This window comes from Pseudomonas sp. Ost2 (genome assembly GCF_018326065.1).
Classification (GTDB): Bacteria; Pseudomonadota; Gammaproteobacteria; order Pseudomonadales; family Pseudomonadaceae; genus Aquipseudomonas; species Aquipseudomonas gingeri.
This window is the reverse complement of record NZ_AP021904.1, coordinates 1,708,340-1,732,833: the sequence shown is the minus strand read 5'-3', so window position 1 is coordinate 1,732,833 and position 24,494 is coordinate 1,708,340. Positions and strand designations below refer to the sequence as shown.

The window sequence follows — 24,494 nt, the reverse complement described above, 5'->3', positions numbered from 1 at the left end:
GTTCCAGGCTGGGCGATAGTTCGTGATGAGCCTCCATCCTGTGGGAGCGGGCTTGCCCGCGAAAGCGGCGGCGCGGCTGGCATCGTCATCGCTGGCAAGCCAGCTCCCCAGAATCGTGCCCGCGCTGGCGACCTACTCCGGTAATTGCAATGCACCTTCCTCATCGGTCATGGCCCGCTCCAGCAGGTCCGCCGGCAGGCTCTTGCTGGCGCGGGCGCCAAGCAGTTTCAGCTGTTCGCTGCGGCTGATCAGGTTGCCGCGCCCTTCCGTCAGCTTGTTGCGGGCCGCGGCGTAAGCCTTGTCCAGTTGCTGGAGACGACCGCCGATCTCATCCAGATCCTGGATAAACAGCACGAACTTGTCATACAGCCAGCCGGCCCGCTCGGCGATTTCCCGGGCATTCTGGCTCTGGCGCTCCTGCTTCCACAGGCTGTCGATAACCCGCAAGGTGGCGAGCAGCGTGGTCGGACTGACAATCACGATATTACGATCGAAAGCCTCCTGGAACAGGTTCGGTTCCGCCTGCAGGGCTGCCGAGAAGGCCGCCTCGATCGGCACGAACAGCAGCACGAAATCGAGGCTGTGCAGGCCCTCCAGGCGCTTGTAGTCCTTGCCGGCCAGACCTTTGACATGATTGCGCAGCGACAGCACATGCTGCTTGAGCGCCGCCTGACCGATCACCTCGTCGTCCGCGCCGACGTACTGCTGATAGGCGGTCAGGCTGACCTTGGAGTCCACCACCACCTGCTTGTCGCCCGGCAACAGGATCAGCACATCCGGCTGGAAACGCTCGCCATCGGGCCCCTTCAGGCTGACCTGGGTCTGGTACTCGCGCCCCTTCTCCAGTCCCGCATGTTCCAGGACCCGTTCGAGAATCAGCTCACCCCAGTTACCCTGGGTCTTCTGGCCCTTGAGCGCGCGGGTCAGGTTGGTCGCTTCATCGCTCAGGCGCAGGTTCAGTTGCTGCAGGCGCTCCAGCTCCTTGCCCAGGGAGAAGCGCTCGCGAGCCTCGGCCTGGTAGCTTTCCTCGACCCGTTTTTCGAAAGACTGAATGCGCTCCTTCAGCGGGTCGAGCAATTGCCCGAGACGCTCCTGGCTGTTTTGGGCGAACCGCGCCTCGCGCTCGTCGAAGATCTTTCCGGCCAGTTCGGCAAACTGCGCGCGCAGCTCGTCCCGCGAACCTTGCAGGTCGTCCAGGCGTTGTTGATGGCTGTCCTGCTGTTCACGCAGTTCGGCACTCAGCGAGGCGGCCTGGGCGTCCAGGCGACGCAATTCGGCTTCCTTGTTGCTGCGCTCGAGATTCCAGGCATGGGCCGCATCACGGGCATTGTCGCGTTCGATCTGCAACAACTCGACTTCCCGTCGTGTTGCCGCCAGCTCCGCCTGCCTCGCGGCATTGGCCTGGCCCAGGTCACTGACCTCGTCGCGACAGGCATCCAGCTGCGCATTGAGACCGTCCTGGGCCAGCTGCGCGGTGCTCAGGCGCTCGTCCAGCAAGGCCAGTTCCGCCTGCGCCGCACTGCCACGGCGCTGCAACTGCCAGACGAATGCCAGCAACGGCAGCGCCGCCCCCGCCACACCCAGCAACAGACTGGTCAGATCCAACGCCATAAGCACTCCCGTTAGCCGCCGACACCAGGGCCGGACTCAAAGGGTCAAGGGTAGCGAACCCACTCCGCCAGGGACAGCTCAGTCTTCGCGCAGGTCCAGTTCGCGCCGTGCCACCGGGTCACCGGCGCGCGCGGCCTGGCGCAGCAACTCATGGCCGATACGCTGGTCCCGGGCACTCCCGCAATCACGGCACATCAGTTGCCCCAATCGGCGCTGGGCCAGCACCACACCCTCGCGAGCCGGCTGTTTCAGCAAGCGCCCGGCGAAGTGCTTGACGCTGGGGTTGTGACCCAGGCTCGGGCTGTCCAGCAACCAGAGCGCGACACGCAGGGAAAAACGCTTCGGTTCGGTTGAAATAGTATTGGAGGAAGATAGGGTTGGTGAGCTTGAGCGAAACTTCATATCTGACAGTAGGGTAGATCGCAGGGCGCGCCACTCTACTCTTTTTTCCGCTCAGGTAAAGTCGAAAAAACGTCATATGCCCGTGCTAGAGCAAGCGCTTGGGACAATCCACAGAAGCTGTGGATAACTCAGTGGACAACCACTCTTTAATCCCCGCAAACCCCCATGGAATGGGGCTCGCAGTCAAACTGTCGATTTTTTCACCAATAAAAAAATACGATATTTTTCATTGACTTGTATTTCCGATACAGGCATTCGAGGGCCTGAACCGGAAGATGACAACGAGGTGACAAGGCGGGCCAATAATGTGCACAAGTCATACTTTGACGGTTATATCGACGCACCTTTTTTGCACAAGCGGGCAAAATCGGGCGCGGCACCGCGGCAAACGTCTCGACAAGCGGTCGAGGCAGGGGCTAGAGCCCCGTTGCCCTGCCCTCTGCGCGGGGCCCGAGTTTTTTCATCATCCCCCTTCCATTCCCCGACTCGATGCGATAGTATCCGCACCGTTAGTACCAAGCTGAAAGTCAATTCTGGTCGAACACGTCCCCCGGCAAGCGTCCTGCAAAGGAATCAGCGGCTGAAAAAAGGGGCCGACCACCTCGATGGTTTCCAGGTAAAACTTGCGACAACACAGCCTTTGAATCGAAAGCAAAGGGTGTTGCCAGGTGTTATTACTCTGACCGAACCAACCTGCAAATTGATCAGGATCTTCACCCCGGGCCCAGAACCTTTGCCCCTGTTGTGATTGCCTGCCCTCCTAAGTACCTACCTGCCAGCCCAAGCGCCACTTATTTCAAGCGCTGCAAACTGGCTGCTTTGTTCCAGTCAGGTTCTTCGTCCGACCAATGGTGGTTCGGCGTTACTGGAACGTTTTAACGTTGCGCGGTTCAGATACCGTGTCATTTGTAGGAACACCTAATAACTATGTCCACTCAAATCCATGCTCAGGATGCCATTCGCACCCTAACCAATGCCTTTGCACCGATGAACTGCCTGATCATGGCCGCTCGCAAAGGTTGCTTCAGCTTCACCCTGGTCAACGAACACGGCATCGCCCGTCACAGCGAACGCCTGTATCCGGATCAGTATTCCAGCGCCGAGCCGCTGCAGGCCGTGATCGAACGCACCCGTCAGGCACTGGTTGCCTGAAGTTCGAACCCGCCGCACTCCAGAAGCCCTGCCCATGAAGCAGGGCTTTTTATTGCCTGAAGTTTCGCGATTTTGCTCGCCGTCCTAATCACGAATAAATATATAAGCTCCGGCTGCACGTTTTAAATATTTTAAAAACAGTCCTTTACAGCAAAGATATGACACTACACTTCAACTCAAGCGGTCTGAGCCGCTTCCGGCAGACCTGATCGATCCACCGCTGCCAAGCGCCAGGTCTCGCCGGCCAATAATAAGTTTGAGGGTGTTATGGGTATTGCCGCGAGGGAACTGCGCCTTTATGTGATTCGCCCGACCTTGCAGTACCTGGGCCGTCACAGCCAGACCGCAGAAGCATTGCTGCTGGGCATCGCCGCCAGCCAATCGGACCTGGGCTCGGCCCTGCACAACCGTCGCGGCCACGGCCTGTACCGCATCGGTGAAAACCGTCATGCCGCACTCTGGGACCACTACCTGGCCCTCGACCCCGAACTCGCCAGCCTGGTTCGCGGCCTCGCCAGCCAACATGCCTTCCTCAGCAGCCCCCACCTCGAACTCACCGTGAACCTGCGTTACGCCACGGCCATTGCCTGGCTGTTGATCGAGGAGCAACAACTGCGCCTTCCTGCCGCCGACGACCTGCTCGGCATGGCGCGAATCTGGCGACAGATCTTCCAGCCACAGGGACGTTTGCGCGACTTCACCCGCGCCTGGAAAAATTGTGACTCATCGGTCAGTTTTGTCGCCTGTTAATCGTCCTCCTTCGATATCGGCAAAATACTACCGATTTTGGTCGGATTGTCCTACAAAACCGCTCTATCTCCTGCGATACAGCCTATAGCGCCGAAGCGAAAATGTTGGTAATTTCCGCCTCGGTGATCACCACGGAGTTCTAATAATGAAAAAAGTAATGCTCAAGACCACACTCAGCCTCGCCGTTACCCTGGCATCCACCCAGCTTTTCGCGAGTGGCTTTGCCCTCAACGAGCAGAGCATCAGCGGGATGGGTACTGGTTTTGCGGGTCGATCCTCTTCTGCCGATGATGCAAGCACTGTCTATGGCAACCCTGCCGGTATGTCCCGCCTGAAGGGCCAGCAAGTCACTGTCGGTGTTGCCTCCATCGACGCCAAGACCGATATCAAGAACGCCGGCGGCCGCTCTCGCGGTAGCAACGACGGCGACATGGTTCCGTTCACGTCGGTTCCAATGGGTTTCTACACCAACCAGATCAACGATCAATGGAGCGCCGGTGTCGGCATCTATGCCCCGTTCGGTCTGGTGACCGACTATGAAGGCGGCTTCCAGGGTCGCGGGTTCGGCAGCAAGAGCGAAGTCAAGGTTGTCACCGTGCAGCCGACGATCAGCTATGCCTTCAACGACAAGGTATCGATCGGCTTCGGTCCGACCATCAACCGCATCTCTGGCGAACTGCAGTCGGATCTGACCCTCAACCCGGCATTTGGCGATACCAATGTCAGAATCAAGGGCGATGACACCGCGCTGGGTTTCAACGCCGGTATCCTGGTTCAGGCGACCGACAGCACACGCGTAGGCCTGACCTATCACTCGAAAGTGAAGTACAAGCTCGACGGCCATACTGATATCACGGCGGGTGCCGGTACTCCTGGCGCCCTGCTGCAAAGCGCCCGCTATGACGCCTCGCTGAAAATCGAGACGCCTGAATCCTATGACCTGTCGGTCACCCAGGACATCAACGATGCCTGGAAAGTCTACGCGGGTACTACCTGGACCCGCTGGAGCCGCCTGAAGGACATCACCGTCAACAACCAAGGTGTCACGGCGTCCTCCCCGGTCGGCTTGGCTCCTACCCTGTTCGGCACCATCAGCGAACCGCAGAACTGGCACGACACCTGGGCCTATGCACTGGGTACTTCGTACCAGTTGAACAAGCAGTGGGTAGTGCGTACCGGTCTGACTTTCGACCAGGCACCTACCAACAACACTGATCGTTCGCCGCGCATTCCTACCGGCGACCGTACCATCATCAGTGCTGGCCTGGGTTACGCCATCAACGACAACCTGACTATCGACGCAGCCATTTCCTACCTCAAGGAAGAAGAAGTCAGCGTCAACAAAAGCAACACACTGGCAAGCTACAGCGCCGACTACAAAAACAGCGCATGGGGCTACGGCCTGGGCGCGACCTACAAGTTCTGATCCCCCGCAAGCCTGAACGGCTGATCGGTTGAACAGAAAAAACCCCGCACTCGCGGGGTTTTTTATTGGCCGGTTGTCTCACGGCTTCGACGCAATGGCCTTTTCCACCGCCTCGATCAGTTCCGGGTTATCCGGCTTGGTCAGGCTGGAAAAATGCGCGATCACCTTGCCCTGGCGATCCACCACGTACTTGTAGAAATTCCACTTCGGCGCCCCAGCCTGTTCGGCCAGCACCTTGAACAGATGTGTCGCATCACTGCCCCGGACCGCCTGCGGCTCGGTCATGGTGAAGGTGACGCCGTAGTTCACATAACAGACCTTGGCCGTCTCGGCACCGTCCTTGGACTCCTGCTTGAAGTCATCCGACGGCACACCGATCAACTCCAGGCCCTGCCCCTTGTAGCGCTGATACAGCGCTTCCAGGCCCTTGAACTGCGGGGCGAAACCGCAGAAGCTCGCCGTGTTGACGATCACCAGCGGTTTGCCGGCAAACTTCTGGCACAAGTCGATGGACTCCTTGGCCCGCAGCTTCGGCAATTGCCCCTGCAGCAACTCGGGGCAATCGGCCGCCAGTGCCACTCCCGACACCGCCATCAACATCGCAGGTACCACCAGCCAGCGCATCGCCATATCCAGCGTCCTTGAAAAAGATCAGGTTTCGACGTTACTCGTCCCTGCGTGCACCTAGCAAGCACCCATGCCCAGTTGCATCAAGGCCAGGCCACCCTGATGCCAGCCCCACCAGGCCAACGCCAGCAGCAACGCCACGGCAGCCAGGGTCAGCAGCCGCGGCCATAAGGTATTCATGCCACCCCCAACTGCGTCTGCAGGCGTGCCACGGGCCGCTCACGCACCGGCCAGTTCAAGGCTGCCGCCAACAGGCTGAGGAGAATCGCCACCTGCCAGATCAAGTCATAGCTGCCCATCTGGTCATACACCACGCCACCCAGCCAACCGCCGAGGAAGGAACCGATCTGGTGGAACAGGAAAACGATCCCACCCAGCATGGACAGATTGCGCACCCCGAACAGGGTCGCCACGGTGCCATTGGTCAGGGGCACCGTCGACAGCCAGAGGAAGCCCATGGCCATGCCGAACAGATAGGCACTGGTCTGCGTCACCGGCAGCCAGAGGAACAGCCCGATCACCACGGCCCGGGCCAGGTACAAAGCCGTCAACAGGCGCGGCTTGGACATGCGTCCGCCCAGCCAGCCGGCGGTGTAGGTGCCGAAGATATTGAACAAGCCGATCAACGCCAGCACGGTGGTGCCGACACTGGCCGGCAGATGCTGGTCCACCAGGTAGGCCGGCAGATGCACGCCGATAAACACCACCTGGAAGCCGCAGACGAAGAAGCCGAATGCCAGGAGCCAGAACCCGGAGTGGGAGCAGGCCTCGCGCAGCGCCTCGCCCAGGGTCTGCTCACCGGCCAGTACCGGCAGCGGCTTGTCCTTGAGCATCGCCACCAGCGGCACGATCAGCGCCACCAGCAGGCCCAGCACCAGCAAGGCGGTCGACCAACCCAGCCAGCCAATCAGCCCCAGGGTACCCGGCAACATCGCGAACTGCCCGAACGAGCCGGCGGCGCTGGCGATCCCCATTGCCATGCTGCGCTGCTCCGGCGCGACAGCACGTCCTACCACGCCGAGAATCACCGAGAAGGAGGTGCCCGAGAGGCCGATCCCGATCAACAGGCCGGCACTCAGGGACAGGCTCAGGGCCGAATCGGAAAGCCCCATGAAGACCAGGCCGACGGCATACAGCAGGCCACCGACCAGTACCACTTTCGCCGCGCCGAAACGGTCGGCCAGGGCGCCGGTGAAGGGTTGTGCCAGGCCCCAGATCAGGTTCTGCAAGGCGATGGCAAAGGCAAAGACTTCCCGCCCCCAACCGAACTGCGCGCTCATCGGTGGCAGGAACAGGCCGAAGCCATGGCGCACTCCCAGCGACAAGGCGAGAATCAACGCGCCCCCGAGAAGAATCCAGCCACTGGTACGCCAGAGCGATGTCATTATTGTTCTCCAATAGCGGGTATATACCCACTTTTATTCAAATTAAAGGCGATTACTCGCCACACGCCAGTTCATCCAGCAACGCCAGCAGGGCGGCGCGCTTTTCATCTCCCAACCGCTCGGCCAGGCGCAACTGCGCCGCCTCCCAGGCCGGAAACGCCGCCTCCAGCCGTTCGGCTCCGGCAGCGGTCAGGCACACCAGGCGATTGCGCTGGTCGGCCCCCTCGCTCAACTTCACCAGGCCCTCGCCTTCGAGGACCCGCAGATTACGCCCCAGGGTGCTGCGATCCAGGCCCATGGCTTCAGCCAGGCTGGAAATGCTCGGCTTGTCCAGGCGTTGCAGATTACACAGCAGAGAATACTGCGCGACGTTGATCCCGAAGCCATCGAGAGCGCCGTCATAATGTCTGCTGACGCCACGTGCGGCGCGACGCAGGCTGATGCATAAACAGTCGGTGGACAACATGATAGGTGTATATACCCGCGAAACACGTGTAACCAGTTTATCGATAAAACGGCAGAGTGTCAGATCAACGCCAACCCCACCAGTACCGCCATTTCCAGCAACTCCAGCAAGGCCCCTGCCGTATCACCGGTGGTGCCCCCCAGGCGCCGCATCATCAACCGCCGCAACCAGAAGAAACACCCCACCGCCAACAGCACGGCAAACGCCCCCTTGAGGCCCGCGAGGACCAGGCAACCCAGGATGCTCGCCAGCAACACATGACGCCCGGTGCGCCGTGGCAGATGATCGGCCAGTGCCTGGCCCAGGCCGCCGGCGCGGACGTAAGGCGTCACCAGGAACAAGCCAAGCAGGGCACCGCGCCCGATCAGTGGGGCCAGGATCAGGGCCACCGTCTGCTGCTGTTCGATCAGGGCCAGCAAGGCACAGAACTTCAACAGCAACACCAGGACCAGGGTCACCACCGCGATCGGTCCGCTGCGCGGGTCCTTCATGATCAGCAGGGTCCGTTCGCGATCGCCGAAGCCGCCCAACCAGGCGTCGGCACTGTCGGCCAGGCCATCGAGGTGCAGGCCGCCGCTGAACAACACCCACACCGTCAGCAACAACGCACCGTGCAAGAACAGCGGTGCCCCGCCCAGCAATCCGTCGACGCCATACAGCAGTGCCCCCAGCAGCAACCCAACCAGCGGATACCACAGCAGCGACCGCCCCAGCTCCTCGGGTTGCGGCATGCCCGACAGGCGAATCGGCAGGCTGCTGAGAAACTGCAGGGCAATCCACAAGGGCAACAGGTTCACCGCCCTTCCCTCAGCACGCCATCGGCCGGCACCCGCAAGGTGAACAAGGCACCATGGGCGACCTCGACCTGCAGCAGTTGTTCGCGCGGCAGGCCCCGCGCCCGGGCCAGCAGCAACTTCATGACACCACCATGACTGACCAGCAACACCCGCTGGCCGGCATAGCGCTGTTGCAAACGCCCGACCGCTCCCAGCACGCGCTCGGAAAACCGTGACACCGGCTCCCCCTCGGGTGGGGTAAAGCCATATGGGTCGGACCAGAATCGCCCCAGGGCATCGGCGTCCGTCTCCATCAACGCCGCCGCGCTCTGTCCTTCCCAGGCACCGAAATGCAGCTCCTGCAGATCTTTTTCCAGTTCGACCGGCAAACCCAGTCGCCCCCCCAGCTCTTCGGCAAACCGCGCACAACGCTGCAAGGGCGAGCTGACCAGCCGATCCCAGGGCCCCTGCCCCAGCACCGCGCTGCGCATCTGCGCCCAACCCTTGTCGGTCAGCGCGTCATCCAGACTGCCGCGCAAGCCGCCACCCAGCTCGGTCTCGCCATGGCGCAGCAGATCCAGATGCAGGGCCGTCATGCCGGACGGTCCGCCACGGCCGCTTCGGCAAAGGTCGCCATCTGTCCGTGCAGGTCGCAGGCCAGGCGCAGCAATGGCACCGCCAGCGCCGCGCCGCTGCCTTCGCCCAGGCGCAGGCCCAGTTCCAGCAGCGGTTCGGCCAGCAGGCTTTCCAGCACATGCCGATGCCCCAGCTCCGCGCCACGGTGGCCGAAAATCAGCCAGTCCCGGCAGCCGGGGTTCAAGCGCACCGCCACCATCGCCGCCACGGTACAGATAAAACCGTCGACCAATACCGCCATACCTTCCTGGGCACAGGCCAGGTAAGCCCCGGCCAGCGCCGCGATCTCGAAACCGCCGAGGCGGAACAGGGCCTGCAGCGGATCGCTGGTGTGTCCGGCATGCAATGCCAGGGCCCGTTCAATGACCTGCGCCTTGTGACTGACACCCGCCGGGTCCAGGCCGGTGCCCGGGCCGGCGAGCAGATTGGCCGGGCAGCCGAGCAAGGCACAGGCCACGGCGCTGGCGGCGGCGGTATTGCCGATGCCCATCTCGCCACCGATAAACAATTCGCTCCCGGCCGCGACGGCGCGGCGCACACTGTCACGTCCGGCTTCCAGCGCCAGTCGGCCCTGGGCCTCGGTCATTGCCGGCCCCTGGACAAAGTTCGCCGTGCCCGCGCCGATCTGCAGGTGACGCACACCCGGCAGGTTGAGCATCGGCGTCACGGTACCGAGGTCATTCACATCCAACTGCGCACCCAGTTGCCGCGCCAGGACGCTGATCGCCGCGCCGCCGCCGACAAAGTTGGCAAGCATCTGCCCGGTGACTTCCTGGGGATAGGCCGATACCCCCTCGGCCACCACGCCATGGTCACCGGCGAAAATCGCGATCCACAGATGATCGACCCGCGGCTTGAGCCGCCCCTGCAGGCCGGCCAGTTGGACCGCCACCTGCTCCAGCAGGCCCAGGGAGCCGGCGGGCTTGGTCAACTGTTGCTGGCGCTCGAACGCCGCCTCCCGGGCTTGCAGATCGATTGTCTTGCACGGATTCAGCCACCACGATTCACTCATAACGCAGGTCCTTTCAAAGTCAGGGGCAGGCCGGCCACGGTCAGTACGACACGCTGGCAGCGCTCGGCCAGGGCTTGATGCAGCCAACCGGCTTCATCGACATAACGGCGAGTCAATTCGCCCAGCGGCACGACACCGAGTCCGGTCTCGTTGCTGACAAAAATGATTTCCCCCGGCAGCTCGGCCAGGCAGTCCAGCAGGGCATCACGCTCGGCCTGCAGGCGGGCCTGATCCTCCAGCATCAACAGGTTGGTCAGCCACAGGGTCAGGCAGTCCACCAGCAGGCAGGCGTCTGTCGCGGCGTTGTCGCGCAGGACCCGCACCAGTTGCAACGGTTCCTCGATCAGCCGCCAATGGGCCGGCCGACGCTGACGGTGCAAGGCGATCCGCTCGCTCAGTTCGCCGTCCAGTGGCTGGCTGGTGGCGATGTAGGTCACCGGCAAGCGGCTCTCGTCGGCCAGGCGCTCGGCCAGACGGCTTTTACCGGAACGTGCGCCCCCCAGAATCAGTTGCTGCATATTCAATAGACCCGCTTAGCCAAGACCGCACAGCTCGCGCAGGCGATCGGTGTCCAGATGCCGCTCGACCAGATCGGCCAGGCGCTCGATATCCCGTTCGCGCAGGGCGTGGTAGTCCACCTCCTGCACCGCCTCCAGGCCCGCCCAGCGCAACAGCGCGGCACAGGATCGGGGCGACTCGAACAGGCCATGCAGATACGTGCCGAGGATCTGCCCGTCGGCACTCTGGGCGCCATCGTGGCGCCCGTCATCCAGTCGTACCGCCGGGCGCTCCAGCGCCGCGCCAGTGGTCACGCCGGCGTGAATCTCGTAGCCGCTGACCTCGGCGTTCTCCAGCAAGAGGTGCCCGCGTACATTGCGCAGTTGCTTCTCCTGCTCGAGCTCGGTGCTGAAGGCCAGCAGGCCCAGGCCGGCGCTGGACCCCGCCGGACCTTCCAGGCCCAACGGATCGTGCACCTGCTCGCCGAGCATCTGCAGCCCGCCGCAGATACCCAGCACCTTGCCGCCGTAGCGCAAATGCCGGTTGATCGCGGCCTCCCAGCCGTTGCCGCGCAGGTAGGCGAGGTCGCTGCGCACGCTCTTCGAGCCGGGCAGGATGATCAGGTCCGCCGCCGGAATCGCCTGGCCGGGCCCGACAAACTGCAGGTCGACCTGCGGATGCAGGCGCAGCGGATCGAAATCGGTATGGTTGCTGATGCGCGGCAGGACCGGCACCACCACCTTCAGGACCTTTTCGACCTTGTCGGCCTGGCGTCGGTCAAGGCCGTCCTCGGCTTCCAGGTGCAGGTCCATGACATAGGGCAGCACGCCGATCACCGGCTTGCCGGTGCGCGCTTCCAGCCAGTCGAGTCCCGGCTGCAGCAAGGCGATATCGCCGCGAAAGCGATTGATGATGAAACCCTTGACCCGCGCCTGCTCACTGGCCGACAGCAGCTCCAGGGTGCCCACCAGATGGGCGAACACGCCGCCGCGGTTGATATCGGCGATCAGCAGCACCGGGCAGTCCACTGCCTCGGCAAACCCCATGTTGGCGATATCGCCGGCGCGCAGGTTGATCTCCGCCGGCGAACCCGCGCCCTCGACCATCACCACCGGGTATCCGGCACTCAGGCGTTGATGGGAGGCCAGCACCGCCTGCATGGCAATGGCCTTGTAGTCGTGGTAGGCGACGGCGTTCATGGTGGTCACTGCGCGCCCATGGATGATCACCTGGGCACCGGTATCGCTGTTGGGCTTGAGCAGCACCGGATTCATATCGGTGTGCGGCTGCAGGCCACAGGCCTGGGCCTGGACCGCCTGCGCCCGGCCGATCTCGCCACCGTCGGCGGTCACCGCGCTGTTGAGGGCCATGTTCTGCGGCTTGAACGGCACCACCCGCACGCCCTGGCGGGTCAGCCAGCGGCACAGGGCTGTCACCAGGGTGCTCTTGCCGGCATCGGACGTGGTGCCCTGGACCATCAGGGTGCTCATGGGTGTTCCTCGGTATAGGCCTTGAACGCCAGTTCCAGCCGCTGCCAATCGGCCTCGTCGACCGGCAGGCCAAAGCGCAGGCTGCTGTTCTGGGTGAACAGCCGCAGCAGGATCCCGCGCCGGGCCATGAATTCATGCAGGTGCTCGGCCCGCGACGTGATAAACCACTGGAACAGCGCACAGCCGCCCTGGGGCGCAAACCCGTACCGGCCCAACAGGGCAACCAGGCGCTGGCTCGCCTGTTCCGTGCGCAGCCGCTGGCGGGCATGGCCGGCATCGTCGGCAAGACAAGCCTGCCCCAGCACCCTGGTCGGCCCGGCCACCGACCAGGGGCCGACCTGCTCGGCCAGCAACTTGAGCAACTTGCGCTCGGCCAGGACAAAACCCAGGCGAACACCGGCCAGGCCGAAAAACTTGCCGAACGAGCGCAACACGATCAACCCGACGTTGTGGGTATGCGCCGCCAGGCTCAGTTGCGGCGTGTTGTCCATGAAGGCCTCGTCCACCACCAGCCAGCCGCCGCGCTGGGCCAGCCGGCCATGCCACTCCAGCAACTGCTCCGGCGGCAGGCTCAGGCCCGTGGGGTTGTTCGGATTGACCACCACCAGGACATCGAGGCTGTCGATAAAGAAATCGACTTCATGCTCCAGCACTTCGCGCACGATATAGCCGTTGCGGCGCCAGGCCTCGGCGTGTTCGGCGTAGCACGGCGACAGCACCCCGACCTTGCCCACCCGGCGCAGCCGCGGCAGCAGCTGGATGGCCGCCTGGGAACCGGGCACCGGCAGCACCAGCGGCGCACCGTAGTAGGCGCAGGCGGCCTGCTCCAGGCCGTCGTCGGTTTCCGGCAGGCGGGCCCAGGCGCGCTCGGGAATCGGCGGGATCGGCCAGGGCCACGGCGCGATGCCACTGGACAGATCCAGCCAATCGGCCTCGGCAATGCCGTACTGCTCCACCGCCTTGCGCAACCGCCCGCCGTGCTCAAGCATAAAACTCAGCTCCCAGACAGAGAATCAGCAACCACAACCACACGCCACGCTGCACCAACTGCCAGCCGCGATCGATCGCATCGGCATCGGCGGCCGGACCTTCGCCCAGTTGCGGGCGCTGGTGCAGCTCGCCGTGATAGATCGCCGCACCGCCCAATTCGACCCCCAGGGCACCGGCCCCGGCAGCCATCACCGGCCCGGCATTCGGACTGTCCCAGGTCGGGCCCTGGTCGCGCCAGCATTTCAGCGCCAGCCGGGTCTTGCCCAGCAATGCATAGGTCAGTGCCACCAGTCGGGCGGGAATATAGTTGAGCAGGTCGTCGATCTTCGCCGCCGCCCAGCCGAACCGCTCGAAGCGCTCGTTACGATAGCCCCACATGGCATCGAGGGTGTTGCTCAGGCGGTACAGCACCACACCGGGCACACCGGCGACGGCAAACCAGAACAGTGCGGCGAAGACCGCATCGCTGCCGTTCTCCAGCACCGACTCGGTTGCCGCGCGGGCCACGGCGGTCTCATCCAGCTCAGAGGTCTGGCGACTGACCAGGTAGCCCACGCGCTCGCGGGCCAACTCCAGATTGCCGCCACGCAGCGCCTGGGCCACAGGGGCCACGTGCTCGCCCAGGCTGCGCATGCCGAGGGCACAATAGAGAAACAGGATTTCAATCACCCAGCCGATATAAGGCGCCCAGGACAAGGCCGTGGCCAACAGTGTCAGCGGCACCACGGCCAGCACCCAGGCGGTCACGCCATGGCTGCGCCAGCCGCGGCCACCGGCGTTGAAACGTTGCTCGATGCGATCGGCGATTCGGCCGAACGCCACCAGCGGATGCCAGCGTTTGGGCTCGCCCAGCAGCGCATCCAGCGCAACCCCGGCGACACTCAACAACGCCACACTCATTGACTCACTCCCCAATAATTTTCGTACAACAATTCACTCAAGGGGCGCTGTTGCGCCCAGCCTTCCAGCACCAGCATCGGCGCCGGATAGAATTCCTTGACCGGCCCCAGGCACAACACCGCCAGCGGCTTGGCCCCCGCCGGTAAACCTAGCAGTTCCGCCAGCGCCTGCGGCTCGAACAGCGATACCCAGCCCATGCCCAGGCCTTCCGCGCGCGAGGCCAGCCAGAGGTTCTGGATCGCGCAGGACAGGGACGCCATGTCCATCTCCGGCAAGGTCCGGCGTCCGAAGATATGCCGTTCGCGATCGTCCATCAGCGCTGCCACCAACACTTCGGCGCAGTCGTTGATCCCCTCGACCTTCAACTTCATGAATTCATCGGAGCGCTCGCCCAGGGCTTCGGCGGTGCGGATCCGTTCCTCTTCGACCAGTTGCCGGATCCGCCCACGCAGTTCGCGGTCGCTGATCCGGATAAACCGCCATGGCTGCATCAAGCCGACACTCGGTGCCTGGTGCGCGGCTTCCAGCAGGCGCGCCAGGAGTTGCGGGGGCACCGTGCCACCGACGAAGTGGCGCATGTCACGGCGCTCGGCGATGGCGCGGTAGATTGCATTTCGCTCTTCAATAGAGAATGTGTTGTCTGTCATGGCCTGTTCGCGGCGGTCCGGCGATCCGGCAAACCCGCTCCCATTGGAAGAGCGCCGGCCTTGGCAGAATTGATCGCGGCATCAGGTGCCAGCAACGCGGCAACCGCCCCTGGATTGGACGGGAAGTAGAAGTGCACGTAGGAGGCGGTCATGCGTCCCTCGCGATACACCGCTTCCGCGCCGCGCCCGCCATTGGGGCTCAAACCGCGGGCAATCGGTGCCCGTTCGGTGGTGGTCAGCGAATGGTGATAGGTATGTCCGCGCAGCAAGCCTTCCGGCAACTCCACCGCCTGCAGGGCCAGGGCCGCCAGGCGTTTCTGCATCACCGCCTCCCCCGCCAGCAGGCCCAGCAACTCGGCGCGTTGACCGTCGACATCGATCAGCGCATCGAGCAGGTAGAGCATCCCGCCGCACTCGGCGAGCAAGGGCTTGCCCGCGGCATGGTGCTCGCGGATCGCCGTGAGCATGCCGCGGTTGCCGGCCAGGGCCAGGTGATGCAATTCCGGGTAGCCACCCGGCAGGTAAAGACTGTCGGCGTCCGGCAAGCCGGTATCGTGAATCGGCGAGAAGAAGCGCAACTCGGCGCCCATCGCCCGCAGCAGGTCGAGGTTGGCGCCGTAGATGAATGCAAAGGCTTCGTCATGGGCGACCGCAATCCGCACGCCAGCCAACAGCGGCTCGGCAGCAACCGGTGTCGGTGCGGCGAATTCGACCGGAGGCGGCAGCGCGACTTCGCAACTGCCCCCCAGGGCCTCGGCCGCGGCGTCGAGGCGCCGGTCGAGGTCGTTCAATTCGCTGGCCTGGACCAACCCGAGGTGGCGGCTCGGCAGCTCGATCCCGGTCTCCCGGGAGAGCGCACCGTACCAGCGCAGGCCTTCGGTCAGGCTGCCTTCGAGCAGTTGCGCATGGCGCAGGGTGCCCACGCGATTGGCCAGCACCCCGGCAAACGGCAGGTCCGGTTGATAACGCGCGAGGCCCAGGGCCAGGGCCCCAAAGGTCTGCGCCATGGCCGTGCCGTCGATCACCGCCAGCACCGGCACGCCGAAATGCCGCGCCAGATCGGCGCTGGACGGCGTCCCGTCGAACAGGCCCATGACCCCTTCGATCAGGATCAGATCGGCTTCACCCGCCGCCTCCCACAACAGGCGACGACTTTCCTCGGCGCCGACCATCCACAGGTCCAGCTGATACACCGGCGCGCCACTGGCCCGCTCATGAATCATCGGATCGAGAAAGTCCGGGCCACACTTGAACACCCGGACCTTGCGCCCCTGGTTGCGGTGCAGGCGCGCCAGGGCCGCCGTCACCGTGGTCTTGCCCTGGCCGGAAGCCGGCGCGGCGATCAGCACCGCCGGGCAATGACGCGGCTGACTCATAATTCGATGCCTTTCTGCGCCTTGATCCCGGCCTGGAACGCGTGCTTGAGCAGGCCCATTTCGGTCACGGTGTCCGCCAGGTCGATCATTTCCTGCCTGGCGCCGCGGCCGGTCACCAGCACGTGCTGCATCGGCGGCCGGGACTGCAGGTCGCTCAGTACCTGGTCGAGATCCAGGTAACCGTGCTTGAGGGCGATATTCAGCTCATCGAGCACCACCAGGCCGATATCCGGATTGCCGAGCATTTCCCGGGACACGGCCCAGGCGGCTTCGGCGGCCGCGATATCACGCTGGCGATCCTGGGTTTCCCAGGTGAACCCCTCGCCCATCACATGGAACCGCACCTGCTCGGGGAAACGCCGGAAGAACAGCTCTTCACCGGTGCTGTTGCGGCCCTTGATAAATTGCACCACGCCACACTGCATGCCGTGGCCCATGGCCCGGGCGAGCATGCCGAAGGCGGAACTGCTCTTGCCCTTGCCATTGCCGGTCAGGACCAGCAGCAACCCGCATTCGTTGGGGGCACTGGCGATACGTTCGTCGATCACCGCCTTTTTGCGCAGCATGCGCGCCAGGTGACGTTCGTCGCGATCGGGGGATTCGTTCATGGCAGCTCTCCGTTGGGGCTGGATAAGGCAAACGGGGGGCAGGAAAAAGCACAGCCGAGGCAGTCCGGCATCGCCCGCCGTGATGCCGTGGGATGGATCAGGCCGGTCTCCGGACTCATGAGCTGCGCAAGCGCGGGACTGCGCGCCTTCCCATGCCGCGGCACAGTGGCGAAAAGCGCAGTCTTGACTCATTTACCGTTGCGGGGGCAGCGCCGGAATCGCGCCTGTCGAAAGGGCTCACCGGCTTCCCTGTTTCACCCTGTCGACGGATCGCCACAGAGCACCTGAAACAAGCCGCGAAGGTTAGAGGGTTGGGGGTGGAGCGTCAATTAAAGCCGAGGAGTGCCCCGTTGATCGAAAGACGACACGGATCAATAAACCGGCGCCAGAATTTGTGCCACACTGCAAGAAGTGATATCAAATAGCCATAACCCAACCAACAATAACAAGGGTGAGCAACATGCAAGGCTTGACGATCAGCAACCCGAAACTGGAATTCCTGCGCCCGGCCCTGGAACGCTGGTTTGATTGCATCGACCGCTACAACCAGGTGCTCGGTGACGGCCAGGCGCCCTACTGGTTCAACGAGCGCGCCAACCTGGGACTGCTGTCGGCCGCTGCCTGGGCGGCGGAGATGGTGACTCTGGAGCATTTCCAGACAAAAAAACAGGCCGAGGAAGACGACCGCAACGGGCGCTGCGACCTGCACATCGCCACGTCGGAGGCTTCGGTGTATATCCGCGCCAACCAGCGCTGGCCGCGGTTCAACAACCTGAATCTGATGCCGGCACTGCTCGACGCGGTCGGCGATGCCAGGAAGGTCAGCCATCCCCATCACCTCAAGCTCGGCTGCCTGTTCGTCTCGCCATTCAAGCCCCAGCAGAGCCCGAGCCCGGAAGACCTGCAGGACATGGTCGACGACCTGCAAAAAGCCAACAGTTGCGCCGTCGCCTGGTACTTCCCCTACCCCTACCGCAAGCTGCACAACGAAGCCGGCCACTACCATCCCGGCATCGCCCTGCTGTTCAAGGAGGCCTGAGCAAAAGGATTGAACCTGCGCCGACTACGCTTCTCTACTTCTAGACCAGCGTAAGCCTCGACGGAGATTCAGCATGTTCCAGCAGAAACACGCCCTGATCATTCTGCTCGCCAGCGGATTGGCTGCTTGCGGCGAAAGCTCTACCCTGTCGGTGTCCGATGGCACCGGTCCCTCGCCCAAGCTCCCGGAACCGAACAAGACCCTCTTTCCCACGGTCAATATCGCACCCGCCATCGGCTGGCCCCAGGGCACCAGGCCGGTGGCCGCTCCCGGCACCCAGGTAGGTGCCTTCGCCGAGGGCCTGGATCATCCACGCTGGTTGTATGTCCTGCCCAACGGCGATGTGCTGGTGGCCGAGACCAACTCGCCCCCCAAGCCCGATGACAGCCAGGGGATCAAGGGCTGGATCACCGGCAAGGTGATGGGCAAGGCCGGGGCCGGAGTGCCCAGCGCGAATCGCATCACCCTGCTGCGCGACAGCAATCACGACGGGGTCGCAGAAACCCGCACGACCTTTATCGAGCGACTCAACTCGCCCTTCGGCATGACGCTGGTGGGCAATGACCTGTATGTCGCCGACACCGATGCCTTGCTGCGCTTCCACTACGAGCCCGGCGCAACCACGATCAAGGAACAACCGGAAAAGGTCATCGACTTGCCTGGCGGCACCCTCAATCACCACTGGACCAAGAATGTCATCGCCAGCCAGGACGGGAAAAAGCTCTACGTCACCGTCGGTTCCAACAGCAATGTCGGCGAAAACGGCCTGGACAAGGAAGAAGGTCGCGCCGCGATCTGGGAAGTCGATCCGGCCACCCACAGCCACCGGATCTTCGCCTCCGGCCTGCGCAATCCCAACGGCCTGGCCTGGGAGCCACAGAGCGGCAAACTGTGGACCGCGGTGAACGAGCGGGACGAGATCGGCAGCGATCTGGTGCCGGACTACATCACCTCGGTGAAGGACGGCGGGTTCTATGGCTGGCCCTACAGCTACTATGGCCAGCACGTGGATGTGCGGGTATCGCCTTCGGACCCGGCGATGATCGCCAAGGCCATCGCCCCGGATTACGCCGTCGGGCCGCATACGGCGTCCCTGGGACTGACCTTTGCCGAAGGCAGCAGACTCCCGGCGCCGTTCACCCAGGGTGCCTTTATCGGCCAGCACGGCTCCTGGAACCGCAAGCCCCACAGCGGCTACAAGGTGATCTTCGTACCTTTTGCCGCTGGCAAGCCCAATGGGCAGCCCGTGGATGTGCTGACAGGCTTTCTCGACAAGGATGAAAACGCCATGGGCCGCCCGGTCGGGGTCGTGATCGACCAACAAGGCGGCTTGCTGGTGGCGGACGATGTCGGCAACAAGATCTGGCGGGTGTCCGCCAGCAAATGAGCCATCGCCACCCAACCTCAGGGGCGGGAACGACCGGGGAATACTTGCCCTGGACTGCGGCGGGAGGTCAGACCACCTCGTGGATGCCTCCCGTCCTGATGCCCTTGTTCCATAGCTGGCTGGTCAGCCAGCCGTCCTTCGCGCCCCTCGACCTCGGGTCTGCCGCCACCGCCCCCAGGTCGATGATGCCGCCGAAGTTGGCCTTGTCGAGGAAATAGGTGGCGCCCAGCATGCGAGGCCCCTTCTGGTCCTCGTTCACATAATCGATGGCACTGCTCATGTAATGGTGGGCGGCATTTTTCAGCGAGCTCGAGTTGTTCATGAGCCCGTTGAGCTGCTCCATCTCTTCATGGCTGAGCGAACCGTGGGTATCGAGGACCCGCAACAGGCCATCCGCCCCGACCGTAAAACCGAAGGACTTGCCTGCCAGGTTCTCGCCCAGCGAGCTCTTGAAGTCATTGAACACCGAGCGCAGGCCGATAGTGGCCGCGCCCAGTTGTTCCTGCGCCTGCAAGAACGCCTCGGAGTGGGTATTGAGCTGCGCCAGCCGTGTATCGACATTGGCTTTGATCCGCGCCTGGGTCTCGGCCTCTTCCGCAGCCGTAGGCGCCACGTGCGCAATCGTGACGGACTGGCCCGGCACGTCAGCGGGGGTGAGGGGTTTCGCAGCCAACGAGGGCAGAGAAGCGAACGAGCTGCCCGGGATACTGATACCCATGAGTCACATCCATGTTGTCGGGTGGTACTCCTTGTAACGGCAACGATACAAATAACTTGAACGTGGGGCCTATCGCTTGCGACACAGGGTCAGGCCATCGCCTACGGGCAACAACGACAGATCTACTCGCGAGTCGTCCTTCAAGGCCAGGTTCAATGCCTGGATAGCCCGGGTGTCCTCGCTTTGCGCATCCACCTCCAGCACCCGGCCACTCCACAGGGTGTTGTCGAAAATCGCCAGGCCGCCGCTGCGCAACAGGCGCAAGGCGCTCTCCAGATAACGCGGATAGTTCGCCTTGTCGGCGTCGATGAACATGAGGTCGAAGGTCTCGCCCAGCCCTTGCCGCTCCAGTTCGGCCAGGGTATCGAGCGCCGGTGCCAGGCGCAGCTCGATCCGCCCGGACACACCCGCTTCCTGCCAGTAGCGCAAAGCCGTGGCATTGTAGTCGCCGGGAATGTCGCAGCAGAGCAACGAGCCGCCCTCCGGCAGCGCCGACGCCATGCACAGGGCGCTGTAGCCCGTAAAGGTGCCGACCTCGAGCAGGCGCCGGGCGCCGGTCAGCCTGACCAGCAAGGCGAGGAACTGGCCCTGCTCGGGAGCCACCTGCCAGCGCGCCATGGGCAAGGCCTGGGTTTCATCGCGCAGGCGCTTGAGCAGCGGCGTCTCGCGCAGGGAAACGTCCAGCAGGTAGCCGTAGAGGGCATCGTCGAGCTTGAGGGTGCGAGCGGTCATGACAACCTCACAGAATCAGCGACCAGAGGCCTGTACGGCCAGTTCGTCAGTTCACATTCGGATGCCGGAAGTTCCTGGCCAAGGCGCTGTGACGAGTCATAGCCGCCATGGCCAGGAACAGCAACGCGGGACAGGGGCTTATGGCGCCGAAGTTGACCAGCAGAGCTGGCCGTACAGGGCCATTAGGGATTGCGCGCCAGGTGTTCGGCCGGCAGCACGCGCTTGGCATTCAGGTAAGCCCGCTGCCAGTAGGCCTTGGACAGGCTGTCCAGCTTGACGGTGCCGCCGGTGGCGGGCGCATGGACAAAACGACCTTCGCCGACATAGATCCCCGCGTGGCTGACCTGGGAGCCGCCATTGGTCGCGAAAAAGATCAGGTCGCCGGTCTGCAGGGCATTCTGCGGCACATTCGGCGCACGCATCACGATCATCTCACGGGTCGAGCGTGGCAGGTTGATACCCGCCATGTCACGGTACACATAGCTGATCAGGCCGCTGCAATCGAAACCCGAATCCGGCGTATTGCCGCCCCAGCGATAAGGCGTGCCGACCAGACCCAATGCCCGGAACAGGACGTCTTCGGCCTCCGGTGACGAAGGTTGCGGGGACGCGAAGACCACCGGACGGGCCACCGGCGCGGGCGGCGGCGGCGCATGGCTGGCACAGGCACCGAGCAACGCGGTGAGGGCGATAAGGGCGATACGGGCCGAGGTCGACATGTGCAGAAATCCTGACTGAATGCGGCTTGCTCTGCCGTGGCGTAAAGAAATCAAAACCGCGCAAGCAGGCTTGCGCGGTCAGACACTCAACAATATGTCAGGATTCTAGCGGCTATGGGCCAAACTTCAAGTATCACTTTAACTTCGGACATTTTTTGTACAGTCCTGCCAACCCTGCTGATTGGCATTTGGCCATCAGCGATGGCCGATGGCACTGAAACGTCCGAACGATTACTTGTTGCTGGCCGTGACCGTGGTAGGAGCCATTGCCAGGGCGCGCTTGGCTTCAATGAAGGTCTTGCTCCAGTAGCTGTCGCCCAGGCTATCGACCCGGACGCCACCGCTGCGGCGGCTGCTGGAATGGATGAACTGGTCATCGCCCAGGTAGATCCCGGCGTGACTGACACGACCGCGACGACCATTGGTGGCGAAGAACAACAGGTCACCCGGCTTGAGCTTGTTGCGAGCAACCAGAGGCGCCTTCACGTTGATCATCTCACGGGTGGAACGCGGCAGATCCAGGCCCGCTTCCTCACGGAACAGATAACCGATGAAGCCGCTGCAGTCAAAACCGGAACTCTCGTTGGTACCGCCGAAACGGTAGCGGGTGCCGATCAGGGACATGCCGCGCTCGAGAATGCTGTCGGCCAGGACTGGCAACTGATAAGGCTTGCTGTCGGCGAACTCGGCGAGCTCTTTCTCGGTGGCCAGCTCATCGTCCAGTACGGCCGAGGATTTGACGCCAGAAACCGAAGCAACCTTGACTGAATTTTCTACCTGCTGTTGCGAAACCGGCGTATGTGCCGCGCAACCAAAAAGCAGGGTAACAAGTGCGAGAGGCACGAGGGGTGCGAAGCGATTTAGCATGGGCACGACCGTGGCTGAATTGTTAGAAGGCGTGACTATGCCCTCTATCACCCTCATTTGCAAATTTTATGGGACAAGATGTGACTCGCTCACATCCTGAAAACATCTAAGGACTTAATACCCGAACGGATCGCGCGCGCCAGAAAAATGCTTTTGGCGTGGGTTTCGTGGCGTCTGGAATTTGGCGAAAAATCGCTTGCAGCCCGCAATATTAGGGGCTTTACCTGTCGTTTACCAGCCCAGGGTTTCTTTCAGGAAGGGAATGGTCAGCTTGCGCTGAGCCTGCAAAGAGGCCTGGTCGAGACGCTCGAGCAGTTCGAACAGCGCACTCATGCTGCGGGTACCACGGGTCAGGATGAAATGTCCTACCTCGTCGGTCAGGTGCAGGCCGCGTCTTGAAGCACGCAGTTGCAAAGCACGCAGTTTATCTTCGTCGGAGAGGGGACGCATCTGGAAGATCAGGGCCAGGGTCAGGCGCGATTTCAGGTCCGCCAGCTTCACCGGCAATTCACGCGGCGAGGTCGACGCGGCAATCAGCAGGCGCCGACCGCTGTCGCGCAGGCGGTTGAACAGGTGGAACAGCGCCTCTTCCCAGTCCGCTCGCCCGGCGACCACTTGCAGGTCATCCAGGCAGACCAGTTCGTATTGCTCGAGGTTATCCAGCAACTCGACGCCGCGATCCATCAACTCGGCCAGCGGCAGGTAGACCGCCGGCTCGCCCAACTGCTCGAAACGCAGGCACGCCGCCTGCAACAGGTGGGTACGCCCCACGCCGTCCTTGCCCCAGAGATAAATCAGGCTTTCGGTCCATCCGGCGTCGGCTTCGCATAGCCGCTCGACATAGCCGAGTGCAGCGGCATTGGCGCCTGGATAGTAGTTGATGAAGGTAGCGTCATCACGCAGACGCACACCTAGGGGCAGCTGAATCGGTTTCATGCTGACTGAACAGTTCTAGGGAACCGTTAGTGGCCTCTGTGTAAAGTTTGCAAAGTTTATACCCGTGACGCCGGGCGCACAATGCAACAGACCACAAGCAAAATCAAAGGTTTGCGTTGACCGATGGGATTAGCGGGATAACCGCGTGGTCAAAAATGACACAAATCACCACGGGAGCGCGGCTTGCCTGCAATGGCCCGACAGGGCCATTGAACGCTTCGCGGGCAAGCCCGGCTCCTACAGGGGAACCGCGTCAGAGGTCAGGATCTTCCTGCCCGCCGTACATATCCGACTCCTTGTACAGGTCATGGACATGTCGCACCAGCACCATGATCACCGCCGCCACGGGCAACGCCAGCAGCACACCGGTAAAGCCGAACAGCTCGCCCCCGGCGAGGATGGCGAAAATCACCGCGACCGGATGCAGGCCGATACGATCGCCCACCAGCAACGGCGTCAGCACCATGCCCTCCAGGGCCTGGCCGATCATGAACACCGCGACGATGCCGATCATTGGATACAGGTCGCCGCCGAACTGGAACAGGCCGGCAATGATCGCCGCACCAATCCCGATGACGAATCCCATGTACGGCACAATGGCCGCCAGGCCGGCGAGCAGGCCGATCAACAACCCCAGTTCCAGGCCGACCAGCATCAATCCGCCGGCGTAGATCACCCCGAGTGCCAGCATCACCAGCAACTGGCCGCGCACGAAAGCGCCGAGCACGCCATGACATTCATCGGCCAAAGCGACGATATGCCCCTCCTGCTGACGCGGCAGCAAGCTGCGGATCTTGGCCATCATCAGGTCCCAGTCCCGCAGCAGGTAGAAGCTCACCACCGGGATCAGCACCAGGTTGGCCAGCCAGCCCATCAACGCCAGGCTCGATGCCGTCGCCTGGGACAGGACCACGCCGACGATATCGGTGGTCTGGCCCATGTGCTCGCTGATGGCGGCCTTGACCTTGTCGAACTTCCAGAAACCGTCCGCCAGGCCGAACTTGTGCTGCGCCCAGGGCATGGCCGTGTGCTGCAGCCAGTCGAGCATCTGTGGCGCCAGCTCATAGAGCCGGAACAGCTGCTTGGCCAGCATCGGCACCAGCACCAGCAACAGGGTCATCAGGATCAGGCTGAACAGGGCGAAGACCGCCACCACGCCCCAGGTCCGCGACAGGCCGAACTTCTCCAGCCGGTCGACCACGGGATCGAACATGTAGGCCAGCAGGATGCCCACCAGAAATGGCGACAATATCGGGTGCAGCAAGTACACAAGCACGCACAGCAGGATCGCCGCGCCAAGCCAAATCCATCGACGGGTGTCGGTCATGGACGATTCCAGCCTTA

27 protein-coding genes and 1 riboswitch are annotated in these 24,494 nt (G+C 63.0%); of the genes, 5 read left to right on the top strand and 22 right to left on the bottom strand.

Going from position 1 to position 24,494, the window contains the following annotated elements; all coding sequences use genetic code 11:
- Nucleotides 1–132: 132 nt before the first annotated feature.
- Together rmuC and KI243_RS07625 are read right to left on the bottom strand one after the other, a co-directional pair.
- Nucleotides 133–1,497: a DNA recombination protein RmuC gene (gene rmuC / locus KI243_RS07630; RefSeq protein WP_167331655.1), complete on the bottom strand. Its 1,365-nt coding sequence runs from the start codon at nucleotides 1,495–1,497 to the stop codon at nucleotides 133–135.
- A gap of 192 nt (nucleotides 1,498–1,689) precedes the next feature.
- Nucleotides 1,690–2,013, bottom strand: coding sequence for a hypothetical protein (locus tag KI243_RS07625; RefSeq protein WP_042936079.1), 324 nt, complete (start codon nucleotides 2,011–2,013; stop codon nucleotides 1,690–1,692).
- A 927-nt stretch (nucleotides 2,014–2,940) separates the two neighbouring features.
- On the opposite strand from KI243_RS07625, the gene KI243_RS07620 reads away from it, so the two are divergent.
- From KI243_RS07620 to KI243_RS07610, 3 genes are all read left to right on the top strand, one after another.
- Nucleotides 2,941–3,165 carry a hypothetical protein gene (locus KI243_RS07620; protein ID WP_003204606.1) on the top strand — a complete coding sequence of 75 codons (225 nt, stop codon included), beginning with the start codon at nucleotides 2,941–2,943 and terminating at the stop codon, nucleotides 3,163–3,165.
- A gap of 267 nt (nucleotides 3,166–3,432) precedes the next feature.
- A complete protein-coding gene (locus tag KI243_RS07615; RefSeq protein WP_017127784.1) occupies nucleotides 3,433–3,915 on the top strand; it encodes a hypothetical protein in 483 nt (160 codons plus the stop codon).
- Nucleotides 3,916–4,060: 145 nt separating this feature from the next.
- Nucleotides 4,061–5,341 carry an outer membrane protein transport protein gene (locus KI243_RS07610; RefSeq protein ID WP_042936076.1) on the top strand — a complete coding sequence of 427 codons (1,281 nt, stop codon included), beginning with the start codon at nucleotides 4,061–4,063 and terminating at the stop codon, nucleotides 5,339–5,341.
- 78 nt (nucleotides 5,342–5,419) lie between these two features.
- Here KI243_RS07610 and KI243_RS07605 read toward each other — a convergent pair whose 3' ends face one another.
- Genes KI243_RS07605 through cobO form a run of 14 tightly spaced genes read right to left on the bottom strand, consistent with a single transcriptional unit; the run spans nucleotide 5,420 to nucleotide 16,752 of the window.
- On the bottom strand, nucleotides 5,420–5,971 hold the full coding sequence (locus tag KI243_RS07605) for a redoxin domain-containing protein (protein WP_017127782.1): 552 nt from the start codon (nucleotides 5,969–5,971) through the stop codon (nucleotides 5,420–5,422).
- 54 nt (nucleotides 5,972–6,025) lie between these two features.
- Nucleotides 6,026–6,148 (bottom strand): hypothetical protein, encoded by a 123-nt coding sequence (locus tag KI243_RS33055; protein ID WP_017127781.1) that lies wholly within the window; start codon nucleotides 6,146–6,148, stop codon nucleotides 6,026–6,028.
- Nucleotides 6,145–7,353: an MFS transporter gene (locus KI243_RS07600; protein ID WP_042936075.1), complete on the bottom strand. Its 1,209-nt coding sequence runs from the start codon at nucleotides 7,351–7,353 to the stop codon at nucleotides 6,145–6,147. Before KI243_RS07600 ends, KI243_RS33055 begins: the two co-directional genes overlap by 4 nt.
- Nucleotides 7,354–7,405: 52 nt before the next feature.
- A complete protein-coding gene (locus KI243_RS07595; protein WP_017127779.1) occupies nucleotides 7,406–7,819 on the bottom strand; it encodes a MarR family winged helix-turn-helix transcriptional regulator in 414 nt (137 codons plus the stop codon).
- A gap of 59 nt (nucleotides 7,820–7,878) precedes the next feature.
- Nucleotides 7,879–8,610, bottom strand: a complete 732-nt coding sequence (locus tag KI243_RS07590; RefSeq protein ID WP_212811182.1) for an adenosylcobinamide-GDP ribazoletransferase — start codon at nucleotides 8,608–8,610, stop codon at nucleotides 7,879–7,881.
- Nucleotides 8,611–8,612: 2 nt separating this feature from the next.
- The gene (gene cobC / locus KI243_RS07585) at nucleotides 8,613–9,191 is read right to left on the bottom strand and encodes an alpha-ribazole phosphatase family protein (RefSeq protein ID WP_017127777.1); all 579 of its coding nucleotides are present in this window, start codon (nucleotides 9,189–9,191) and stop codon (nucleotides 8,613–8,615) included.
- On the bottom strand, nucleotides 9,188–10,243 hold the full coding sequence (gene cobT / locus KI243_RS07580) for a nicotinate-nucleotide--dimethylbenzimidazole phosphoribosyltransferase (RefSeq protein ID WP_017127776.1): 1,056 nt from the start codon (nucleotides 10,241–10,243) through the stop codon (nucleotides 9,188–9,190). Before cobT ends, cobC begins: the two co-directional genes overlap by 4 nt.
- On the bottom strand, nucleotides 10,240–10,761 hold the full coding sequence (gene cobU / locus KI243_RS07575; protein ID WP_017127775.1) for a bifunctional adenosylcobinamide kinase/adenosylcobinamide-phosphate guanylyltransferase: 522 nt from the start codon (nucleotides 10,759–10,761) through the stop codon (nucleotides 10,240–10,242). The genes cobT and cobU overlap by 4 nt, the downstream gene beginning before the upstream one ends.
- Before the next feature lie 15 nt (nucleotides 10,762–10,776).
- The gene (locus KI243_RS07570) at nucleotides 10,777–12,231 is read right to left on the bottom strand and encodes a cobyric acid synthase (protein WP_017127774.1); all 1,455 of its coding nucleotides are present in this window, start codon (nucleotides 12,229–12,231) and stop codon (nucleotides 10,777–10,779) included.
- The gene (gene cobD, locus KI243_RS07565) at nucleotides 12,228–13,220 is read right to left on the bottom strand and encodes a threonine-phosphate decarboxylase CobD (protein WP_042936072.1); all 993 of its coding nucleotides are present in this window, start codon (nucleotides 13,218–13,220) and stop codon (nucleotides 12,228–12,230) included. Before cobD ends, KI243_RS07570 begins: the two co-directional genes overlap by 4 nt.
- Entirely contained in the window at nucleotides 13,213–14,121 is a 909-nt protein-coding gene (cbiB, locus tag KI243_RS07560) for an adenosylcobinamide-phosphate synthase CbiB (protein ID WP_017127772.1), read from the bottom strand. The genes cobD and cbiB overlap by 8 nt, the downstream gene beginning before the upstream one ends.
- Nucleotides 14,118–14,768, bottom strand: a complete 651-nt coding sequence (gene bluB, locus KI243_RS07555) for a 5,6-dimethylbenzimidazole synthase (protein ID WP_042936071.1) — start codon at nucleotides 14,766–14,768, stop codon at nucleotides 14,118–14,120. The genes cbiB and bluB overlap by 4 nt, the downstream gene beginning before the upstream one ends.
- Complete coding sequence (locus KI243_RS07550) at nucleotides 14,765–16,144, bottom strand: cobyrinate a,c-diamide synthase (RefSeq protein ID WP_017127770.1); 1,380 nt, start codon at nucleotides 16,142–16,144, stop codon at nucleotides 14,765–14,767. Before KI243_RS07550 ends, bluB begins: the two co-directional genes overlap by 4 nt.
- Nucleotides 16,141–16,752 (bottom strand): cob(I)yrinic acid a,c-diamide adenosyltransferase, encoded by a 612-nt coding sequence (gene cobO / locus KI243_RS07545; RefSeq protein WP_017127769.1) that lies wholly within the window; start codon nucleotides 16,750–16,752, stop codon nucleotides 16,141–16,143. The genes KI243_RS07550 and cobO overlap by 4 nt, the downstream gene beginning before the upstream one ends.
- 82 nt (nucleotides 16,753–16,834) lie before the next feature.
- A riboswitch (cobalamin riboswitch) is annotated at nucleotides 16,835–17,055 on the bottom strand.
- 157 nt (nucleotides 17,056–17,212) lie between these two features.
- On the opposite strand from cobO, the gene KI243_RS07540 reads away from it, so the two are divergent.
- A complete protein-coding gene (locus KI243_RS07540; RefSeq protein WP_017127768.1) occupies nucleotides 17,213–17,791 on the top strand; it encodes a hypothetical protein in 579 nt (192 codons plus the stop codon).
- A 73-nt stretch (nucleotides 17,792–17,864) separates the two neighbouring features.
- Nucleotides 17,865–19,178, top strand: coding sequence for a sorbosone dehydrogenase family protein (locus tag KI243_RS07535; RefSeq protein WP_017127767.1), 1,314 nt, complete (start codon nucleotides 17,865–17,867; stop codon nucleotides 19,176–19,178).
- A gap of 67 nt (nucleotides 19,179–19,245) precedes the next feature.
- On the opposite strand, the gene KI243_RS07530 is transcribed toward KI243_RS07535, so the two are convergent.
- The 6 genes from KI243_RS07530 to KI243_RS07505 form a co-directional block, all read right to left on the bottom strand.
- A complete protein-coding gene (locus KI243_RS07530; protein WP_017127766.1) occupies nucleotides 19,246–19,896 on the bottom strand; it encodes a hypothetical protein in 651 nt (216 codons plus the stop codon).
- A 69-nt stretch (nucleotides 19,897–19,965) separates the two neighbouring features.
- On the bottom strand, nucleotides 19,966–20,628 hold the full coding sequence (locus KI243_RS07525) for a class I SAM-dependent methyltransferase (RefSeq protein ID WP_017127765.1): 663 nt from the start codon (nucleotides 20,626–20,628) through the stop codon (nucleotides 19,966–19,968).
- A 182-nt stretch (nucleotides 20,629–20,810) separates the two neighbouring features.
- Nucleotides 20,811–21,347 carry a C40 family peptidase gene (locus KI243_RS07520; protein ID WP_017127764.1) on the bottom strand — a complete coding sequence of 179 codons (537 nt, stop codon included), beginning with the start codon at nucleotides 21,345–21,347 and terminating at the stop codon, nucleotides 20,811–20,813.
- Nucleotides 21,348–21,578: 231 nt separating this feature from the next.
- Nucleotides 21,579–22,214 carry an NlpC/P60 family protein gene (locus KI243_RS07515; protein ID WP_017127763.1) on the bottom strand — a complete coding sequence of 212 codons (636 nt, stop codon included), beginning with the start codon at nucleotides 22,212–22,214 and terminating at the stop codon, nucleotides 21,579–21,581.
- Nucleotides 22,215–22,445: 231 nt separating this feature from the next.
- Nucleotides 22,446–23,150 carry a DnaA regulatory inactivator Hda gene (hda, locus tag KI243_RS07510; protein WP_017127762.1) on the bottom strand — a complete coding sequence of 235 codons (705 nt, stop codon included), beginning with the start codon at nucleotides 23,148–23,150 and terminating at the stop codon, nucleotides 22,446–22,448.
- Nucleotides 23,151–23,403: 253 nt separating this feature from the next.
- Complete coding sequence (locus tag KI243_RS07505; protein ID WP_017127761.1) at nucleotides 23,404–24,477, bottom strand: AI-2E family transporter; 1,074 nt, start codon at nucleotides 24,475–24,477, stop codon at nucleotides 23,404–23,406.
- Nucleotides 24,478–24,494: the final 17 nt, after the last annotated feature.

Bases quoted from the DNA above. Each gene is read 5' to 3' on its own strand.
- KI243_RS07625 (WP_042936079.1), bottom strand. From the start codon at position 2,013: ATGAAGTTTCGCTCAAGCTCACCAACCCTATCTTCCTCCAATACTATT.
- KI243_RS07620 (WP_003204606.1), top strand. From the start codon at position 2,941: ATGTCCACTCAAATCCATGCTCAGGATGCCATTCGCACCCTAACCAAT.
- KI243_RS07615 (WP_017127784.1), top strand. From the start codon at position 3,433: ATGGGTATTGCCGCGAGGGAACTGCGCCTTTATGTGATTCGCCCGACC.
- KI243_RS07610 (WP_042936076.1), top strand. From the start codon at position 4,061: ATGAAAAAAGTAATGCTCAAGACCACACTCAGCCTCGCCGTTACCCTG.
- KI243_RS07605 (WP_017127782.1), bottom strand. From the start codon at position 5,971: ATGGCGATGCGCTGGCTGGTGGTACCTGCGATGTTGATGGCGGTGTCG.
- KI243_RS33055 (WP_017127781.1), bottom strand. From the start codon at position 6,148: ATGAATACCTTATGGCCGCGGCTGCTGACCCTGGCTGCCGTGGCGTTG.
- KI243_RS07600 (WP_042936075.1), bottom strand. From the start codon at position 7,353: ATGACATCGCTCTGGCGTACCAGTGGCTGGATTCTTCTCGGGGGCGCG.
- KI243_RS07595 (WP_017127779.1), bottom strand. From the start codon at position 7,819: ATGTTGTCCACCGACTGTTTATGCATCAGCCTGCGTCGCGCCGCACGT.
- cobC (WP_017127777.1), bottom strand. From the start codon at position 9,191: ATGACGGCCCTGCATCTGGATCTGCTGCGCCATGGCGAGACCGAGCTG.
- cobT (WP_017127776.1), bottom strand. From the start codon at position 10,243: ATGAGTGAATCGTGGTGGCTGAATCCGTGCAAGACAATCGATCTGCAA.
- cobU (WP_017127775.1), bottom strand. From the start codon at position 10,761: ATGCAGCAACTGATTCTGGGGGGCGCACGTTCCGGTAAAAGCCGTCTG.
- KI243_RS07570 (WP_017127774.1), bottom strand. From the start codon at position 12,231: ATGAGCACCCTGATGGTCCAGGGCACCACGTCCGATGCCGGCAAGAGC.
- cobD (WP_042936072.1), bottom strand. From the start codon at position 13,220: ATGCTTGAGCACGGCGGGCGGTTGCGCAAGGCGGTGGAGCAGTACGGC.
- cbiB (WP_017127772.1), bottom strand. From the start codon at position 14,121: ATGAGTGTGGCGTTGTTGAGTGTCGCCGGGGTTGCGCTGGATGCGCTG.
- bluB (WP_042936071.1), bottom strand. From the start codon at position 14,768: ATGACAGACAACACATTCTCTATTGAAGAGCGAAATGCAATCTACCGC.
- KI243_RS07550 (WP_017127770.1), bottom strand. From the start codon at position 16,144: ATGAGTCAGCCGCGTCATTGCCCGGCGGTGCTGATCGCCGCGCCGGCT.
- cobO (WP_017127769.1), bottom strand. From the start codon at position 16,752: ATGAACGAATCCCCCGATCGCGACGAACGTCACCTGGCGCGCATGCTG.
- KI243_RS07540 (WP_017127768.1), top strand. From the start codon at position 17,213: ATGCAAGGCTTGACGATCAGCAACCCGAAACTGGAATTCCTGCGCCCG.
- KI243_RS07535 (WP_017127767.1), top strand. From the start codon at position 17,865: ATGTTCCAGCAGAAACACGCCCTGATCATTCTGCTCGCCAGCGGATTG.
- KI243_RS07530 (WP_017127766.1), bottom strand. From the start codon at position 19,896: ATGGGTATCAGTATCCCGGGCAGCTCGTTCGCTTCTCTGCCCTCGTTG.
- KI243_RS07525 (WP_017127765.1), bottom strand. From the start codon at position 20,628: ATGACCGCTCGCACCCTCAAGCTCGACGATGCCCTCTACGGCTACCTG.
- KI243_RS07520 (WP_017127764.1), bottom strand. From the start codon at position 21,347: ATGTCGACCTCGGCCCGTATCGCCCTTATCGCCCTCACCGCGTTGCTC.
- KI243_RS07515 (WP_017127763.1), bottom strand. From the start codon at position 22,214: ATGCTAAATCGCTTCGCACCCCTCGTGCCTCTCGCACTTGTTACCCTG.
- hda (WP_017127762.1), bottom strand. From the start codon at position 23,150: ATGAAACCGATTCAGCTGCCCCTAGGTGTGCGTCTGCGTGATGACGCT.
- KI243_RS07505 (WP_017127761.1), bottom strand. From the start codon at position 24,477: ATGACCGACACCCGTCGATGGATTTGGCTTGGCGCGGCGATCCTGCTG.